Here is a 17115-nt window from a genome sequence, read left to right as displayed (position 1 = left end):
CTTCGACGAGGACATTGCGGGCCGCGTTGTGGTCACGCTCGTGCACCGTGCCGCACGCCCCGCAGGTCCACTGCCGTACGTGCAGGGGTTTGGGGCCGTCCCGCACGCCGCAGGCCGAGCAGAGCTGGGAGGAGGGAAAGGCCCGGTCCACCCTGGTGAAGGTGCGGCCGTGCTGGGCCGTCTTGTACTCCAGCATGCCGGTGAACGCGGACCATCCCGCGTCGTGCACGGACTTGCCCAGCCGGGTACGGCCGAGACCGGCCACCGCGAGGTCTTCCACATACACCGCTTGGTTCTCGCGGATGATCCGTGTGGAAGCCTTGTGGTGGAAGTCCCGGCGCCGGTCCGCCACCCGGGCATGCTGGCGCGCGACCCGGGCACGGGCCTTGGCCCGGTTCTTCGATCCCTTCGCCTTGCGGGACAGCTCCCGCTGAAGGCGCTTGAGCTTCTTCTCCGCCCGGCGCAGGAAACGGGGGCTGGCGATCCTGGAGCCGTCGGAGAGGACGGCGAAGACGGACAGGCCCAGGTCGATACCGGCCTCTGTCCCCAGTGCGGGGAGGATGTCGGGCTCGGTCTCCACGACGAAGCTGAGGAAGTACCGGCCGGAGCTGTCTTTGGTGACGGTCACAGATGTCGGGTCGGCCGGAAGCGGACGCGACCACCTGATCTTGAGATGGCCGACCTTGGCCACATACACCCTGCCGTCACCGGGGAGGGAGAAGGCGTTGGCGTTCAGACGGACCGACTGCCGGGCATCCTTCTTCGACTTGTACCGAGGAGGGCCCACCCTGCGCCCCTGCCGCTTGCCCGTGACCGAGTCGAAGAAGTTCTTGTAGGCCGCATCCAGGTCCCGCAGGGACTGTTGCAGGACAACCGCCGACACCTCGGCAAGCCAGGCACGTTCCCCGGTGCGCTTGGCCTGAGTGATACGCAGCCGCGACAACTCGGCCGACGTCACATACGGCAGCCCCGCCGCGTGTGCTTCCCTGCGGTCACGCAGACAGTCGTTCCACACCACACGAGCACACCCGAACGCTCTGGCCAGCGCACGGCACTGGGCGGCATCCGGGTAGGCCCGGTAGTTGTAACGAAGCTGCACGCGCCAGATCCTATGACGATCGACGTCATGGACGGATAAAGCACTTAAAGGTGTGGCAGGCATGTTGTTTCGACGATACATGTGCACTTGCTCTTTGTGACGAAGTACCGGCGCGGGGTGTTCCACGGCGAGATGCTGACGCGCTGCGAAGAGATCATGCGCAAGGTCTGCGAGGACTTCGAAGCGGAGCTGAAGGAGTTCACCGGCCCGGTCAACCGCGCCGTCATGCACGGACACCTGTGGCCGCCCTCGTATTGCTCCGCATCGTGCGGCGGAGCACCCTTGGCGATCGTCCGCCACTACACCGAACAACAAAACGTCCGCTGTGACGCACACGTCAGAACAGCCTTGAGACCCATTCATCCCCAGCGTGGACACCGGAGCCTTCTCCAAGAGTTCCGGTAAACTCCGTCGTATGGGATACACATGTGCGATGAGGGAGTGCCTGATCCAGGCTCCTCGCGCCGTGTTCCCGGTTGCGGTCACCGCTCGTCCGGTGATCGTCAGCGAGCTGGCCGCGAAGGCCGCCGACACCGAGGCGTCGAAGCCCGGTTGCCGGGCCCTGCACGGGCACGGCTAGCGCACTCGCCTCGCCCCATGACGGGGCAAGGGCAGGGCCGCTGATCCACTTCCGGCGCGGCACCGCCCGCCCCTCGCGGAGCACCGCAGGCCGTGCCCCGGGCATTCGTGTCCCGGGGTGCCCGTAACGCGGGGCAGGCCCCGGTCTCCCGTCTCCGGCACCGCACCGCACCCGCACTCGCATCCGCGAACGCGCCCGCCGTGCCGCTTCTCCCCTCCACCCCTCCCGAAGCACCCCCCGAAGCACCCCCTCCCGAACCACCGCGTCCCGGACCCGTCCGGGACCGCGCACCGCACCAGTACGCCGCGTGCATCGAGTACGTCGCGTCCATCGCATACGCCGAGTACGCCGCGTACGTCGAGTAAGAGCTGTCACTCCGAAGGGATCCCTGTGAAGTTGAGCGACCTGCTGACCGGGCACGACCACCACGTTCTCCTGGGCGACCCGGGGACGGCCGTCACCGGGGGAACGTACGTCGACGCGCACCGGGTGGTGCCCGGTTCGCTGTTCCTCGCCGTACCAGGTCATGAGGAGGGCGGCCCTGGGCTCGTGGGGGTCGCGCTGGAGAGGGGAGCGGCGGCCGTGCTCGTCGAGGGCCCGGTGGATGCGCCGGTCCTGGCGGAGTGGGCGGCCGGGCACGGCGCCTGCGTCGTGCGGGTGCCGGACGCGCGGCGGGCCGCGCCCCTCGTCGCCGCCCGCTACCACGGTGAGCCGGGCCGCGCGCTGAACATGGTCGCGGTCACCGGGACCAACGGGAAGACCTCGGTCTCCTCCATGGCCGAGTCGCTGCTGCGGGCCGCCACGGGCACGCGGACGGGCGTCATCGGCACGGGCGGCAGCCGCATCGGCGACGAGCCCGTCCCGATGCCCGCTTCCGTACTGACGACGCCGGAGGCGACCGACTTCCAGTACCTGCTGGGCCGCATGCGCGAACTGGGCGCGCGGAACGTGGTGCTGGAGGCCACGTCGATGGGGCTGCTGCACCACCGGGTGGACCACGCCTTCCTCGACGTCGGCGTCTTCACCAACCTGACCCAGGACCACCTGGACGACCACGGCACGATGGAGAACTACCGGGACGCCAAGCTGCGCCTGTTCCAGGGGCTCTGCCGCCACGCGGTGGTCAACGCCGACGACCCCGTCGGCGCCTCGATCCCCGCGCTGATGCCGGGCGCCGTGACGACGTACGCGCTGGAGGCCGACGCCGACTACCGCGCGACGGACCTCGCGATGGACGCCTTCGGTACCCGGTTCACGCTGCACCACGGGGGCCACAAGTACCCGGCAGCCGTCCCCGTTCCCGGCCGGTTCTCGGTGTCCAACGCGCTGGCCGCCGTCGCCGCCTGCCACGCGCTGGGGCACGACCTGACGGAACTGGTCGCCGCGCTGGACCGGATCCCGCCGGTGCCGGGGCGCCTCCAGCGCTTCGAGACCCCGGACGGCACCGCCGTGATCGTGGACTACGCGCACTCGCCGGACTCCCTCGACAAGGTGCTCGCCGCCGTACGGGGCTTCGCGACGGGCCGGGTCGTCACGGTCTTCGGCTGCGGCGGGGACCGCGACGTGACCAAGCGGGCCCCGATGGGCGAGATCGCCGGTACCCACTCCGACCTGTGCGTCCTCACCTCGGACAACCCGCGCACCGAGGACCCCGAGGCGATCATGGACATGGTCGCCCCCGGACTGGCCGCGACGGGTACCCCCTTCGAGCGGTACGTGGACCGGCGCGCGGCGATCGCACGGGCGCTGGCCCTCGCGGAGAGCGGGGACGTCGTCCTGATCGCGGGGAAGGGCAGCGAGCCGTACCAGATCGTCGGCGACGAGATGCTGCCCTTCGACGACATGGCGACGGTGCGGGAACTCACGGGCGGCGCGTAGTCGCGGGGCGCGTAGCCGCACGGCTTGCCCGTGACCGGGTGCGCGGGGGCCGCCAGTAGAGTCGTGCACCGTCGTCCCCGTCCCCGTCCCCGTCCCCGTCGTCCGCCGTGTCCGCCCGCCGCACCACCGAGGTAGCCCGCCGTGAGCCCCGTACCCCCCGCGCCGCAGCCCGCCTCACCTGCGGAGGGAGCCGGTCCGGAACCCGTCGTCGTGGTCGGGCTCGGCGCCGACGGCTGGGAGGGGCTGCCGCCCGCCGCGCGGGACGCGCTGCGGCGGGCGCAGGTGCTGATCGGCGGGGAGCGGCAGCTCGCGCTGCTGCCGGGGGAGTGCGCGGGGGAGCGGGTCGCGTGGCCCTCGCCCCTGCGCCCGGCCGTCCCCGGCCTGCTGGCCGCGCACGAGGGGCGGCGGGTGTGCGTACTGGCCAGCGGGGATCCGATGTTCTACGGGATCGGCCGCGCGCTCGCCGAGGTCGCGGGGGCCGAGCGGCTGCGCGTACTGCCGCACCCGTCGTCCGTCTCGTACGCCTGCGCGCGGCTCGGCTGGCCGCTGGAGGACACCGGGGTCGTCACGCTGGTGGGGCGGCCCCTGGCGAACCTGACCGCCGCGCTCCACGACCGGCGCAGGCTGCTGGTGCTCAGCGCGGGCGCGGCGACACCGGCCGAGGTCGCCGCGCTGCTGCGCGCCCGCGGCTACGGCCCCACCCGGATGCGGGTGCTGGAACAGCTCGGCGGCCCGGACGAGCGCCAGGCCGAGGGCACCGCCGAGTCGTGGGACAGGGCGCCCGGCGACCCGCTCAACGTGATCGCGCTGGAGTGCCGCCGTACGGAAGAGGCGCCGCGGCTGTCCTCGGTACCGGGGCTGCCCGACGAGGTGTACGAGCACGACGGGCAGCTCACCAAGCGCCATGTCAGGGCCGCGACGCTGGCCGCGCTGGCGCCCGCGCCCGGCGAACTGCTGTGGGACATCGGCGGTGGCTCGGGCTCGGTGGCCGTCGAGTGGATGCGGGCGCACCCCGGTTGCCGCGCGGTGAGTGTGGAGCGGGACGCGGAGCGGGCAGCACGCATCGTGCGGAACGCGGAGGCGCTCGGGGTGCCCACGCTCCGCGTCGTCACCGGGTCGGCGCCCGAGGTTCTGGCGGAGCTGGCCGATGCGCCTGATGGGGCCGGGGCGTCCGACCGGGCCGGGCCGTCCGACCGGGCCGGGGCGGCCGGACCGGCGGCGCCCGACGCCGTGTTCGTGGGCGGCGGGCTGACCGTGCCGGGGCTGCTGGAGGCGTGCTGGGCGGCGCTGCGGCCCGGTGGCCGCCTGGTCGCCAACACCGTCACGCTGGAGTCCGAGGCCCTGCTCGCCGACTGGCGCCGCACCCACGGCGGCGACCTCGTACGCCTCGCCGTCTCCCACGCCGTCCCCGTGGGCGGCTTCACGGGCTGGCGCCAGGCCATGCCGGTCACGCAGTGGGCGGTGACGAAGGGGGCGGTGACGAAGGGGGCGGTGACGAAGGGGGCGTGACGGAGGGGGCGGGTGCCGGTACCTGAGCCGTAGCGTCCGTCCGCCCGCTCAGGCGCGCCCCGCGCCGGGTCCGGCCACCGCGCAGCGGCCCACGACCGTGCCCGCGCGGTCGACGCAGAGCACGTCGACGGCGACGGGCGCGCCCCGCAGCACCCCGAGCGCCTGGTCACGGGCCTTCGCGGCGACGAGGTCGCCCAGCGGCACACTTCGGGCCGCGCACAACTGGAGCGCGGCCAGGCCCGTGTTCGCCTCCGCGACCGAGGACGCGAGCGCGTCGTCGGCGCCGCCGTCGCGTGCGAGGGAGGCGAGGAAGCCCTTGTCCACCTGCGAGCGCCCCGAGTGCAGATCGAGATGACCGGCGGCGAGCTTGGAGAGCTTCGCGAAGCCGCCGCACACGGTGAGTCGCGGCACGGGGTGACGGCGCACGTACTTGAGCACCGCGCCCGCGAAGTCGCCCATGTCCAGCAGCGCGTCCTCGGGCAGCCCGTACTCCGCGACCACCGTGCGCTCCGACGTCGAGCCCGTGCACCCCGCGAGGTGTGTGCGCCCTGCGGCGCGGGCCACGTCCACCCCGCGCCGGATCGAGTCGATCCAGGCCGAGCAGGAGTAGGGGACGACGACGCCTGTGGTACCGAGGATGGACAGGCCGCCCAGAATGCCCAGCCGCGGGTTCCAGGTGGAGCGGGCGATCTCCTCGCCGTGGTCGGCCGAGACCGTGATCTCCACGTCTCCCGTGCCGCCGTGCCGCGCGGCCACCTCGGCGATGTGCTCGCGCATCATGCGGCGCGGCACGGGGTTGATCGCGGGCTCCCCGACGTCGAGGGGCAGCCCCGGCCTGGTGACGGTGCCGACGCCGGGACCGGCGCGGAAGACCACCCCGGAGCCCGGCGGCAGCGTCCGCACCGTGGCGCGGATCAGTGCTCCGTGGGTGACGTCGGGGTCGTCGCCCGCGTCCTTGACGATCCCCGCCATCGCCCACTCCGCACCCGTGCTCGTATCCGTGCCCAGTTCCTCGGCGGCCAGTGCGAAGGACGGGGTCTGGCCCTTGGGAAGGGTGATCGTGACGGGGTCGGGGAAGTCGCCGGTCAGCAGGGCGCTGTAGGCGGCCGTGGCCGCGGCCGTCGCGCAGGCGCCGGTGGTCCAGCCGGGGCGCAGCCCCGTGTGCTTGAGTTGAGCGCCGCGCCCGCCGCCCTCGGCGCCCCGCGCCGCACCGGACTCAGCCACGGAAGGACCCCATGGACACCCCGCGCCCCGCGTCGGCTCCCGCGTCGCCGCAGCCGCCCCACGTGCTGATCCTCGGCGGTACGGCGGAGGCCAGGGAGCTGGCCGGGCTGCTCGCGCGGCAGCGGCAGCGGCAGCGGCCGGAGGCGGAAGCGGAGGGGGCGGGGCCGCGGGTGACGGTCTCGCTGGCCGGACGGGTGGCCCACCCGAAGGAGCTGCCCGGCGAGGTGCGCGTCGGCGGGTTCGGGGGCACCGAGGGCCTGGCGCGCTGGCTGCGCGAACACGAGGTGGACGCGCTCATCGACGCCACCCATCCTTTCGCCGACACGATCAGTTTCCACGCGGCACGCGCCGCCGCCCTCGCCCATGTTCCCCTGCTCGCCCTGCGCCGCCCCGGCTGGGGCCCCGGCGAGGGCGACGACTGGCACCCGGTCGGCTCGTTGGACGAGGCGGCCCGCGCCCTGCCCGCGCTGGGACGGCGCGTCTTCCTGACCACGGGACGCCTGGGGCTGGCCGCCTTCGCGGGGCTGGACGGGCTGTGGTTCCTCGTACGGACGGTGGAGGCGCCGGAGCCGCCCCTGCCCACCCGCACGGAGCTGCTGCTCGACCGGGGCCCCTTCACCCTCGACGGGGAACGGGAACTGCTGCGGCGCCACCGCGTCGACGTCGTCGTCACCAAGGACAGCGGGGGAGCGGCGACCGCGCCGAAGCTCACCGCCGCGCGCGAGGCCGGGCTGCCCGTGGTGATCGTCCGCAGGCCGCCCGTACCCGAAGGGGTGACGGTGGCCGACGCTCCGGAACACGCCCTCGCCTGGCTGCGCACCCACCTGGGCCCCCGCCCGGCCTGAACCGTCGGGCGCCCTCACCCGACCTCGTTACTCGACCTCGCTCGCCAGCGCGTTGACCGCCGCCGCGGCGATGGCGCTGCCGCCGCGCCGCCCCCGTACGACGAGGTGGTCGAGCCCCGAGGAGTGCGCCGCCAGCGCGTCCTTGGACTCGGCGGCGCCGACGAAGCCGACCGGCACCCCGATCACGGCCGCCGGGCGCGGGGCGCCCTCCTCGACCATCTCCAGCAGCCGGAAGAGGGCTGTGGGCGCGTTGCCGACGGCCACGACCGCGCCGTCGAGACGCTCGCGCCACAGCTCCAGCGCCGCCGCGCTGCGCGTGGTGCCCGCACGTGCCGCCAGCCCAGGTACCGAGGGATCGGACAGGGTGCAGATCACCTCGTTGTCGGCCGGCAGCCGCTTGCGGGTCACACCGCTCGCCACCATCGCGACGTCGCACAGCACGGGCGCCCCGGCCCGCAGTGCCGCGCGGGCGCGGGAGACGACCTGGGGGGTGTAGGCGAGATCGCGGACGAGGTCCACCATTCCGCAGGCGTGGATCATCCGGACGGCGACCTGGGCCACGTCCTCGGGAAGGCCCGAGAGATCGGACTCGGCCCGGATGGTGGCAAAGGAGCGGCGATAGATCTCCGCGCCGTCCTTCTCGTACTCGAACACTGCGCTCTCGCTCATCTCGTCACTCTCGTCGCCCCCCGCGCGCGTACGGGCGGGGGCGACCGCGGCATCGCGGCGAGCATACCCACGGCCCCGTCCGGTGCGGACGGGGCCGTGGACAGCCGTGGCCAGGGGCGGAGGGACGGAGGTCCCGCTCCCGTCAGGGGAGCAGGGAACGCACCAGATGGCAGGTCGTGTTGGACGGCGGGTGCACGCCTATCCGGGCCGCCGTCGCGCGGATCGTGCGGTTCCGCGCCTGCTTCGCCGTATAGACGCCGGTGTCGAGAAGGGCGATGGCGATGCGCATCGCCTTCAACTGTCGGTTGTGGGTTTCATACCACTCGCGGGGCCGTCCGGCCGGGAGCGGCCTCTTCTTGAGAACGGGCAGATCGAACAGGGCCGTCGGGGTGCTGGTTGCTGCTGTCATCGGCGACCTCCACGTGTTCAGCGAGCCTGCGCGGGCCCTCGCCCACGCTTTCCACTCTCCTTGAAGGATACCGCCCGGCACTGACAATAAGCCCTGGTCATCCCGTGATTCGGGATGAATGTTCGATTCCGGCGGACGCGTGTGACTGCTGTTAGGCGGCGGTCGGGAGAGCCGTCGTCGCCATCTCCGACGGCAGCCCGAAATCGCGCAGCACCTCGTGCGCGACGCGCCTCGCCGACACCAGCGCGCCCTGTGCGCTGCTCGTGTCACGGTGGTCACCGCATACATAGAGACCCGACAAGACGCGCACCGGACGGCGCAGATCGTGCGGCGCGGGCATCGCCGGGACGGCGTGGGGGTCGTGGTAGGCGGCGAGGAGGCTCCAGCGCTCGGCCTGCCCGCCGTAGAGGGAGGTCAACTGGGCCCGCGACGCCTTGTCCAGCACGGACACCGGGTCGCACGCGGCCTGGCCGAGGACGACCGAGGTGACCAGCGTCTCGCCCGGCGCCGCCCGCGAGGGGTCCACGGCCGAGGCGGCCCACGTGTGCGAGAGGGGACCCTCGCGCTCGGCTTCGGCGTCGACGAGCAGCGAGGGCGAGCGCGTCGCCTCCGTCTCCCGCGCCGCGTGGTGCAGGACGGTCACCGGGTGGAAGCCGGGTGCCCTGAGCCCTGGGAGCAGTCCTGCGGCCTCCGCCGCGCCCGTCGCGACGATCACGGCCCGGCAGCCGAGGGTCCCGTGGTCCTCGGTGGTCACGGCGTTGGTGGCGACGGACACGGCCCGTATCCCGGTCCGCACCGTGCCGTGCGGCAGCCCGGCCGCGAGCAGTTCGGGCAGCGTCGAGAGGCCACCGGCCGGGACGCAGAGCCCGGCGCGCGCGAAGCCGCGCAGCGTCAGGTCGGCCACGCGACTGGAGGTGGTCAGCTCCGGGTCGGAGAGGAGCGCGGCGAGCAGGGGCCGCACCAGCGTGTCGACGCTGCGCGAGGGGAGACCGCGCGCGGACAGCGCCTGCGAGGCCGACAGTTCGGTACGGGCCAGCAGCCGCTCGGGCGGCACCGTGACGAAGCGGGCCAGCGCGTTGCGCAGCCGGACGAGATCGACGGCGCCCGCCATCGCACCCGTCATCGCGCCGGTCATGGCCGCGCGGCTCCGGGCATTGGTGAGGGCGCGCGCCGTGTTGAGTGCGCCCCGTGTGCGCCGGTCGGGTCGGCGCCCCGCGCGCTGGTCGCCGTAGTCCTCGGGACGCCGGTCCGAGCGCCCCTCGGGGCCACGGTCGGGGCGGCCCGTCAGCGCGGCCCGCCCGGTGCCTCTCGCGGAGCGGCGCAGATCGCCGATCCGGTACGTACGGCCGTCGGTGCGCAGCAGCGCGCCGGGGGCGAAGGGCCGCGTCGTCAGCGCGGAGAAGGCGGGCAGCCGGGTCAGCTCGGGCCAGTCGGGGCACAGGAGCTGGGCGCTGCGGTCCAGGCGGAAGCCGTCCAGCCGGTCCGTCGACATCCGGCCGCCCACCCGCTCGGCGGCTTCCAGAACGGTGACCCGCAGCCCCGCCTCGGTCAGATGGCGGGCGGTCGTGAGACCGGCCAGCCCGCCGCCGACAATGACGACATCGGCCTCCGGTTCGGGCTGTCGGCCGGTGTGTGCGGCGCTGCTGATGAGCACGGTGCCTCCCCGTGGTCGGCGCGCGATGGGTTCCGGGTTCCGTTCACGACTGACGTGCTGCCGTGCTGATGCCCCAACGGGCGCGAGTAATGCCGGAGTTCGCGACGACTCTACGGAGCGGCCCCGTCGCGGTCAGTCGCGCGAAAGCAGAGCACGGTCGCACGGCGGTCGCACGGCGGACGCGCGGTGCGGGGGCACGACGGCCATCACGTCGGAGCCGTGCGCTCCCGCGCGGGGGCGCGCCCGTGCGCGCCCCCGGGACGGACCTCCGGGGATCCCCGAGGGGCCGGGAGACCCGGGAGGGGAGCGTCAGCGCAGTGCCGCGCGCACCGCGTCGTCGATGCCGGGGAAGGCGAACGAGAAGCCCGACTCCAGCAGTTGCCTCGGCAGCACGCGCTGGCTGCCCAGCACGTCCTCGGCGAACTCGCCCAGCGCCAGCCGCAGCAGGGGAGCCGGGGCCGTGAAGACGGTGGGACGGTGGAGCACGCGGCCCATGGCGGCGGTGACCTCGCGGTTGGTGACCGGCTCCGGGGCCGTGAGGTTCACGGGGCCCGACAGCTCCTCGGTGTCGAGGATGTGGCGCAGCGCCGCGATGTGGTCGTGCAGCGCGATGTGGCTCCAGAACTGGCTGCCGTCGCCCATGCGCCCGCCGAGCCCCGCCTTGAAGAGCGGGAACAGCCGCCCCCACGCGCCACCCCGGCGTGCGACGACCAGCCCCGTGCGGCCGTACACCGTGCGGATGCCCGCCTCCTCGGCAGCCTCGGCCGCCGCCTCCCACTCCTGGCACAGGTCGGCCAGGAACCCGCTGCCGGGCGGCGCGCTCTCGTCCACGGCACGGTCACCCGTGTCGCCGTAGTAGCCGACGGCCGTGCCCACGAGCAGGACTCGGGGCGGGGTGTCGAGCGAGGCCACGGCGTCGGCGATGGCGGCGGTCCCCAGGACGCGGCTGTCGCGCAGCTCCTTCTTGTACGCGGCTGTCCAGCGCCGGTCCCCGACGCCCGCGCCCGCGAGATGGACGACGGCCTCGCAGCCCGCGAGTCCTGCGGTGTCCACGTACTGGCGCTTGGGGTCCCACTCCACCTCGTCAGGGCGCCCCGCGCCTCCCGCGCCCGCACCCGCGCCCGCGCCCGCACCCGCGCCCGCACCCGCGCCCGCGCCCGCACCCGCGCCGGTCGACGAGGGGGGCGCGGCATGCCGCTGGGCCCCCGCCGAGCGCGTGCGCACGAGCCGCACGACGTCGTGTCCGTCCGCCCGGAGAGAGGTGGTGAGGGCGGAGCCGATGAGACCGGAGGAGCCGGTGACCGCGATACGCATGGGGCCATCCTGCCCGCACGGGGAGCGCGCGCCCAGCCCGACGCGGAACGGCGTCCCCCGGGGCGTCCCGAAACCTCCCCGGAACCTCCCCGGGGGCGCGGAACGCCCTCGCCGAAGGGGCGCCCGCGACAGAAGACGCTGGACGTGCGCCCGTCGACAAGGCACCGTGACGCGCATGTCAGAGCACTCCCCTGTGACGATCCGCGCGGCCGTACGCGAAGACGAGGCGGCACTCGCCGAGCTGGACCGGCGCACCTGGTCCACGATGCACAGCGTCCAGCCGCGCCCCCGGCCCCCGTACGACCCCTTCTTCGACGCCACGCACCCGCCCGCGCAGTTCCTCGTGGCGGAGGTCGAGGGCGAGGGGATCGCCGGGTACATCCGGCTCGTGCAGCCCACCGCGCTCGCCAGCAACGCACACGTACGCCAGATACAGGGCCTCGCCGTCGCGGAGTGGGCACGCGGGCGCGGCGTCGCGCGGCTTCTGGTGGAGGGGGCGTGCGAACAGGCGCGCCAGCAGGGGGCCGTACGCCTCACCCTGCGCGTCCTCGGCCACAACGTCCCCGCACGCGGCCTCTACGCGGCCATGGGCTTCGAGGTGGAGGGCGTGGTTCCGGGGGAGTTCGTGCTGGAGGGCGAGTACGTGGACGACATCCTCATGGGCCAGTGGCTCGCCCCCGTGAACCGTCCCTAGGAACGGCACCTGCGGACGCGCGGACACGCGGGCGCGCGTCAGCCCCGGAAGCGCGCCCACAGCTTGGGCAGCCGCTCCGCGAGCGCGTTGTCGTCCTCCAGGTCCAGCGGCGCGCCGACGGGGTCCTCCGGCGGCTCCGGCAGGCCGAGGTCCGGCAGTTCGGTGCCGGTGAGCTGCTCGTACGCCTCGTCCGCCGCGTAGCCCAGGTCCTCGGCCTCGCCGTCCAGCTCGTCGTCGAACTCGCCGAGCAGCTCAGCGAGGGAGTCGGCGTCGTGCGCCGCGCCCTCGAAGACCTCCCGGCCCTGGCCGATCAGCCAGCACCGGAAGGCGTCGAAGACGTCGTCGCTCGCGCCGTCCAGCAGGATCCAGGCGGCGGCCCACAGGTCCCACTGGTAGGCGCGGTGGTAACGGGACTCGAAGTGCCGGGCGAAGAAGGTCACGCCGTCGGGGTCGAGCTGTGTCAGCCGCTCGATGAGCAGGTCGGCCTGTTCCTCGGGGTCGCCCTCGGCGGCCTCGCGGGTGGAATCGATCAGCTCCCAGAACTCCGTCTCGTCCATCACGCACTCAGCATCGTGCCTGCGCGCCCGCGCCGCACGCGGAGTGGGCCAGATGCCGCTGTGTCGTTACCGCAGATGCCGGGCGGGGCGCCGCCGTCGCGGAAAACCGGCCGCCCGGCGTGCGGGGCGGCGGATCGTGTGCATGCCGAGTGGTCGACGCGGGATTCACCCGTTCGACGACGGCGACGGCGACGGCGACGGCGACGGCGACGGCGACGAGGGCGACGGCGAGGACGAGTGCGAGGGCGGCGACGGCGCGTACAGCGCGGCCATCCGCGCGGACGCCGACCCGAAGCGTGCCCGCAGCCGCTCCGGCTCCAGCACCTCGCACTCGGGTCCCAGCGACAGGAGCTGGGAGAAGGCGACGTCCAGGGACTCGACGGGAAGGGTGACCGTGACGGAGTCCCCGGCGCCCTCGGGGCCCTCCGGCCGCCCCGGGCCGTGGCCCGCCTTCGCCAGCGCCTCGTCCGCCGCCACGCGGTCGGTGACGTGCCGCAGCATGCGCGCGCCCGCCTCCGTGAGCCGGAGGGTCACCTCGTCGCGCAGGATCGAGCGGGCGAACGAAGCGGCCCGGTCCGCCCAGAACTCCGGAAGGTCGAACTCCCGGTCCCGCGCGAAGCGTTCGCCGGACAGTGCGACGGCCTGGAAGCGGTCCACGCGGTAGACGCGCCACCCGGCGCCGTCCGCCTTCTGGCGCGCTTCCCGGTCCGTGCCGTGCCCCGCGTCGGCGCCGCGTGCCCGGTCCACGACGCGCGCCGCCACGTACCAGACGCCCGCCTTCAGCACGAGCCCGTACGGCTCCAGCTCGCGCTCCACCTCGCCGCCGTCGCGGCGGTAGCGCGCCGCGACCACGCGGTCGTCCCAGACCGCCTCGGCGAGCGTCGGCAGCAGCGCGGGCCGCTCCGGCTCGTTCCACCAGCCCGGCGCGTCGAGGTGGAAGCGCTGGGCCGCCGTGTCCTGGGCGTCGCTGAGTTCGGGGAGCAGCGCGGCCGAGACCTTGAGCCGCGCCGCTGACGCCGCGTCGGCCAGGCCCATGTCGCGCAGCGCGGAGGGCACCCCGGAGAGGAACAGGGCCTCGGCCTCGCCCCGGCCGATGCCGGTGAGGCGGGTGCGGTAGCCGCCGACGAGCCGGTAGCCGCCCGCCCTGCCCCGGTCCGCGTAGACGGGGACACCCGCCTCGGACAGCGCGAGCACGTCCCTGGCCACCGTGCGCTCGGAGACCTCCAGCTCCTCCGCCAGCTCGGCGGCCGTCATCTCCCGCCGGGTCTGGAGCAGCAGGACCATCTTGATCAGCCGAGAGGCGCGCATGAGCAGCATTGTGCCGCCCACAAGGGGATGCCTGGTGGGCGGCACGGTGGCTCGGTGCGGTGCCGGCTGACAGAATCCGATAACTGTCAGTTGATACCTGACATCTGATACTTGTCAGCCGTCACCGGTCACCTGTCACCCGTCGTCAGGCCAGCCCGTACTTCTCGGCCGCCTTCTTCACCGTCTCCTGCTTGACCTCGCCGCGCCGGGCGAGCTGGGCCAGGGCCGCGACGGTGACCGACTGCGGGTCGACGCCGAAGTGGCGGCGTGCCGCGTCGCGGGTGTCGGAGAGGCCGAAGCCGTCCGTGCCCAGCGAGGACCAGTCCTGCTCGACCCACTGGCTGATCTGGTCCGGGACGGCACGCATCCAGTCGCTGACCGCGAGCACCGGCCCTGCCGCGCCCTCCAGCGCGCGGGTCACGTACGGGACCCGCTCCTCGCCGCGCAGGGCCGCCGCGTCGCACTCCAGCGCGTCGCGCCGCAGCTCGCTCCAGGAGGGGGCCGACCACACGTCGGCGGTCACGCCCCACTCGTCCGCCAGCATCTCCTGGGCCTCCAGGATCCAGTGGATCGCGGTGCCGGAGGCGAGAAGCTGGATGCGGGGCGCCTCGGCCTCCGGAGCCGTGCCCTCCCTGTAGCGGTACAGGCCCTTGACGATGGCCTCGTCCGTGACGCCCTCAGGGAGCGCCGGCTGGACCTTGGGCTCGTTGTAGACCGTGAGGTAGTAGAAGATGTCCTCGTTCTGCTCCGGGTCAGGGCCGTACATCCGCCGCAGACCGTCCTTGACGATCGCGCCGACCTCGAAGGCGAAGGCCGGGTCGTAGATCATCGCGGCCGGGTTGGTGGAGGCGAGCAGCGGCGAGTGGCCGTCGGCGTGCTGGAGGCCCTCGCCCGTCATCGTCGTGCGGCCCGCGGTGGCGCCGATCACGAAGCCGCGGCCGAGCTGGTCGGCGAGCGCCCAGAACTGGTCGCCGGTGCGCTGGAAGCCGAACATCGAGTAGAAGATGTAGAACGGGATCATCGGCTCGCCGTGCGTCGCGTACGACGTGGCGGCGGCGGTGAAGTCGGCCAGCGAACCGGCCTCCGTGATGCCCTCGTTGAGGATCTGGCCGTCCGACGCCTCCTTGTAGTAGAGGAGCTGGTCGCGGTCGACCGGGTCGTACGTCTGGCCCAGCGGCGAGTAGATGCCCGCCGACGGGAACAGCGACTCCATGCCGAAGGTGCGGGCCTCGTCGGGCACGATCGGAACCCAGCGCCTGCCGGTCTCCTTCTCCCGCATCAGGTCCTTGACGAGGCGGACGAACGCCATCGTGGTGGCGATCTCCTGCGAACCGGAGCCCTTCTTGAGCGCGTCGAAGGGTTTCGCCGCCGGCTCGGGCAGGCCGACGGGGTGCACCTTGCGGGCCGGGGCCGGGCCGCCGAGGGCCGCGCGGCGCTCCTGGAGGTACCTGACCTCGGGGGAGTCGGCGCCCGGGTGCACGTAGGGGACGAGTTCCTCGTCGAGCTTGCTGTCCGGGATCGGCAGCTCCAGCAGGTCCCGCATGGCGCGGAACTCCTTGCCGGTCAGCTTCTTCATCTGGTGGTTCGCGTTCCGGGACTCGAAGCCCGGGCCCAGCGTCCAGCCCTTGACGGTCTGCGCCAGGATCACGGTCGGGGCGCCCTGGTGCGCGACGGCGGCGCGGTAGGCCGCGTACACCTTGCGGGGCTCGTGGCCCGCGCGGGAGGTGTGGAAACACTCGGCGATCTTCGCGTCGCTGATCAGCTTCGCCAGCTCGGCGAGCGCGGGCTCGGCGCCGAAGAAGTGCTCGCGGATGTAGGCGACGTCGCGGGTCGCGTACGTCTGGAACTGCGCGTCCGGCACCTCGCGCAGGCGGCGGACGAGGGCGCCCGTGGTGTCGAGCTGGAGCAGCTCGTCCCAGGCGGAGCCCCACAGCGACTTGACGACGTTCCAGCCCGCGGCGCGGAACTGGGCCTCCAGCTCCTGCACGATCTTGAAGTTCGCGCGGACGGGGCCGTCGAGGCGCTGGAGGTTGCAGTTGATGACGAAGGTCAGGTTGTCGAGCCGCTCGCGGCCCGCGAGGGCGAGTGCGGCGGTCGACTCGGGCTCGTCCATCTCGCCGTCGCCCAGGAAGGCCCAGACGTGCGAGTTGCTCGTGTCCTTGATGCCGCGGTCGGTCAGGTAGCGGTTGAACCGCGCCTGGTAGATCGCGGAGATCGGGCCCAGGCCCATGGAGACGGTCGGGAACTCCCACAGCCAGGGGAGCCGCCGCGGGTGCGGGTACGAGGGGAGGCCCTGGCCGCCCGCCTCCTGGCGGAACTGGTCGAGGTGGGCCTCGGTGAGGCGTCCGTCGAGGAAGGCGCGGGCGTAGACGCCGGGGGAGGCGTGGCCCTGCACGTAGAGCTGGTCGCCGGAGCCGTCGGCCTCCTTGCCGCGGAAGAAGTGCTGGAAGCCGGTCTCGTAGAGCCAGGCGGCTGAGGCGAAGGTGGCGATGTGGCCGCCGAGGCCGTAGCGGCTGCCGCGGGTGACCATCGCGGCGGCGTTCCACCGGTTCCACGCGGTGATCCTGGCCTCCATGGCCTCGTCACCGGGGAACTCCGGCTCGGCGGAGGTCGGGATGGTGTTGACGTAGTCCGTCTCCAGCAGCTGCGGGACGGTCAGCCCGCTGTCCTGGGCGTGATCCACGGTGCGGCGCACCAGGTACGAGGCGCGCTCGGGGCCCGCGTGCGCGGTCACGGCGTCCAGGGATTCCCGCCACTCGGCGGTTTCCTGGGGGTCGCGGTCCGGGAGCTGGTCGAGCTCGCTCGGTTGGTTGCGTACGGGGTCGGGCATGGTGGCCACCTTCCGGACGGGCGGACAGAGGGGGGTGCGGGGTCGGGGTCCCTGAAGGGGCAGGACAGGGGAGCGCCCCAGCGAATGGACTGTACGCCTGCGATCGATGATCGATCAAAGGGTGGGGTGAAATTGGCATTCCGTGCCCCGGAAGTCGGCACTCCGTGCCCATTCGTGACGGAGTGGTTCCGTCACGAAAATGGGGGTTTTGTACCCCAGGTCGAGGGGTGGGCGCGGGTTCCGTCGCGGTTCGCGGGCTGAAAGCGCGGTTGCCGCTTCACGGGGGTGTTGCGCGGGACGGTTGGCCGGTGTGGTGGGCACCGTAGGGTCCCGCGCTGATTTTTGTGCCGCAGCACGGGGCGCTGCGCTGGGCTTGGCGTCGTGTTCGGCTGTCTGGCCGGTGGCTTCGGCGCGGCGTGTGGTTGCGGTGCGTCGCGGCTGGCGCCGCGTGATTCTGGGTTGCGGCCGTGGTTGTGGGGTTGGTGTGTGGTGGGGGTCGGTGCCGTGCCGGGGTGTCTCCTCGGGCGGCGACAAGTGCGGGTCGG

Annotated in this window: 14 protein-coding genes and 1 pseudogene; 6 read left to right on the top strand and 9 right to left on the bottom strand. The window is 73.4% G+C overall.

Features of this window, described 5'->3' with window-relative positions; genetic code table 11:
- The coding region (locus ACYVOO_RS30690) for an RNA-guided endonuclease InsQ/TnpB family protein (protein WP_461018984.1) at positions 1-1099 on the bottom strand (1099 nt) is incomplete at its 3' end.
- Positions 1100-1174: 75 nt separating this feature from the next.
- On the opposite strand from ACYVOO_RS30690, the pseudogene ACYVOO_RS30685 reads away from it, so the two are divergent.
- The 4 genes and pseudogenes from ACYVOO_RS30685 to cbiE all read left to right on the top strand — a co-directional run.
- Positions 1175-1300, top strand: a pseudogene (locus tag ACYVOO_RS30685) (transposase); the annotation flags it as partial.
- Between the two features lie 214 nt (positions 1301-1514).
- Positions 1515-1679: a hypothetical protein gene (locus ACYVOO_RS30680; protein ID WP_461018983.1), complete on the top strand. Its 165-nt coding sequence runs from the start codon at positions 1515-1517 to the stop codon at positions 1677-1679.
- A 390-nt stretch (positions 1680-2069) separates the two neighbouring features.
- Complete coding sequence (locus ACYVOO_RS30675; RefSeq protein ID WP_461018982.1) at positions 2070-3557, top strand: UDP-N-acetylmuramoyl-L-alanyl-D-glutamate--2,6-diaminopimelate ligase; 1488 nt, start codon at positions 2070-2072, stop codon at positions 3555-3557.
- Positions 3558-3698: 141 nt separating this feature from the next.
- On the top strand, positions 3699-5066 hold the full coding sequence (cbiE, locus tag ACYVOO_RS30670; RefSeq protein WP_461018981.1) for a precorrin-6y C5,15-methyltransferase (decarboxylating) subunit CbiE: 1368 nt from the start codon (positions 3699-3701) through the stop codon (positions 5064-5066).
- A 48-nt stretch (positions 5067-5114) separates the two neighbouring features.
- On the opposite strand, the gene ACYVOO_RS30665 is transcribed toward cbiE, so the two are convergent.
- Positions 5115-6290 (bottom strand): cobalt-precorrin-5B (C(1))-methyltransferase, encoded by a 1176-nt coding sequence (locus tag ACYVOO_RS30665; RefSeq protein ID WP_461018980.1) that lies wholly within the window; start codon positions 6288-6290, stop codon positions 5115-5117.
- A gap of 11 nt (positions 6291-6301) precedes the next feature.
- Between ACYVOO_RS30665 and ACYVOO_RS30660 the strand changes: the two genes are divergently transcribed.
- Positions 6302-7135, top strand: coding sequence for a cobalt-precorrin-6A reductase (locus ACYVOO_RS30660; RefSeq protein ID WP_461018979.1), 834 nt, complete (start codon positions 6302-6304; stop codon positions 7133-7135).
- Between the two features lie 27 nt (positions 7136-7162).
- On the opposite strand, the gene ACYVOO_RS30655 is transcribed toward ACYVOO_RS30660, so the two are convergent.
- From ACYVOO_RS30655 to ACYVOO_RS30640, 4 genes are all read right to left on the bottom strand, one after another.
- Positions 7163-7804: a precorrin-8X methylmutase gene (locus ACYVOO_RS30655; RefSeq protein WP_461018978.1), complete on the bottom strand. Its 642-nt coding sequence runs from the start codon at positions 7802-7804 to the stop codon at positions 7163-7165.
- Between the two features lie 142 nt (positions 7805-7946).
- Positions 7947-8213 (bottom strand): hypothetical protein, encoded by a 267-nt coding sequence (locus ACYVOO_RS30650; protein ID WP_461018977.1) that lies wholly within the window; start codon positions 8211-8213, stop codon positions 7947-7949.
- Positions 8214-8364: 151 nt separating this feature from the next.
- Complete coding sequence (locus tag ACYVOO_RS30645; RefSeq protein ID WP_461018976.1) at positions 8365-9867, bottom strand: NAD(P)/FAD-dependent oxidoreductase; 1503 nt, start codon at positions 9865-9867, stop codon at positions 8365-8367.
- 309 nt (positions 9868-10176) lie between these two features.
- Positions 10177-11181 carry a TIGR01777 family oxidoreductase gene (locus ACYVOO_RS30640; RefSeq protein WP_461018975.1) on the bottom strand — a complete coding sequence of 335 codons (1005 nt, stop codon included), beginning with the start codon at positions 11179-11181 and terminating at the stop codon, positions 10177-10179.
- 175 nt (positions 11182-11356) lie between these two features.
- On the opposite strand from ACYVOO_RS30640, the gene ACYVOO_RS30635 reads away from it, so the two are divergent.
- On the top strand, positions 11357-11875 hold the full coding sequence (locus ACYVOO_RS30635) for a GNAT family N-acetyltransferase (protein WP_461018974.1): 519 nt from the start codon (positions 11357-11359) through the stop codon (positions 11873-11875).
- 38 nt (positions 11876-11913) lie between these two features.
- On the opposite strand, the gene ACYVOO_RS30630 is transcribed toward ACYVOO_RS30635, so the two are convergent.
- The 3 genes from ACYVOO_RS30630 to aceE form a co-directional block, all read right to left on the bottom strand.
- On the bottom strand, positions 11914-12432 hold the full coding sequence (locus ACYVOO_RS30630) for a DUF4240 domain-containing protein (RefSeq protein ID WP_461019018.1): 519 nt from the start codon (positions 12430-12432) through the stop codon (positions 11914-11916).
- A 165-nt stretch (positions 12433-12597) separates the two neighbouring features.
- Positions 12598-13740 (bottom strand): helix-turn-helix transcriptional regulator, encoded by a 1143-nt coding sequence (locus ACYVOO_RS30625; protein WP_461018973.1) that lies wholly within the window; start codon positions 13738-13740, stop codon positions 12598-12600.
- Positions 13741-13885: 145 nt separating this feature from the next.
- The gene (gene aceE / locus ACYVOO_RS30620; RefSeq protein WP_461018972.1) at positions 13886-16570 is read right to left on the bottom strand and encodes a pyruvate dehydrogenase (acetyl-transferring), homodimeric type; all 2685 of its coding nucleotides are present in this window, start codon (positions 16568-16570) and stop codon (positions 13886-13888) included.
- Between the last annotated feature and the right edge of the window lie 545 nt (positions 16571-17115).

The sequence above is a fragment of the Streptomyces daliensis genome (assembly GCF_054782395.1).
The sequence above is the reverse complement of the archived record's forward strand: the minus strand, read 5'-3'. Positions and strand labels throughout refer to the sequence as shown.

What these genes read in the sequence shown, in the direction of transcription:
- ACYVOO_RS30680 (WP_461018983.1), top strand. Translation starts at nt 1,515, where the DNA reads ATGGGATACACATGTGCGATGAGGGAGTGCCTGATCCAGGCTCCTCGC.
- ACYVOO_RS30660 (WP_461018979.1), top strand. Translation starts at nt 6,302, where the DNA reads ATGGACACCCCGCGCCCCGCGTCGGCTCCCGCGTCGCCGCAGCCGCCC.
- ACYVOO_RS30655 (WP_461018978.1), bottom strand. Translation starts at nt 7,804, where the DNA reads ATGAGCGAGAGCGCAGTGTTCGAGTACGAGAAGGACGGCGCGGAGATC.
- ACYVOO_RS30650 (WP_461018977.1), bottom strand. Translation starts at nt 8,213, where the DNA reads ATGACAGCAGCAACCAGCACCCCGACGGCCCTGTTCGATCTGCCCGTT.
- ACYVOO_RS30640 (WP_461018975.1), bottom strand. Translation starts at nt 11,181, where the DNA reads ATGCGTATCGCGGTCACCGGCTCCTCCGGTCTCATCGGCTCCGCCCTC.
- ACYVOO_RS30635 (WP_461018974.1), top strand. Translation starts at nt 11,357, where the DNA reads ATGTCAGAGCACTCCCCTGTGACGATCCGCGCGGCCGTACGCGAAGAC.
- ACYVOO_RS30630 (WP_461019018.1), bottom strand. Translation starts at nt 12,432, where the DNA reads ATGGACGAGACGGAGTTCTGGGAGCTGATCGATTCCACCCGCGAGGCC.
- ACYVOO_RS30625 (WP_461018973.1), bottom strand. Translation starts at nt 13,740, where the DNA reads ATGCGCGCCTCTCGGCTGATCAAGATGGTCCTGCTGCTCCAGACCCGG.
- aceE (WP_461018972.1), bottom strand. Translation starts at nt 16,570, where the DNA reads ATGCCCGACCCCGTACGCAACCAACCGAGCGAGCTCGACCAGCTCCCG.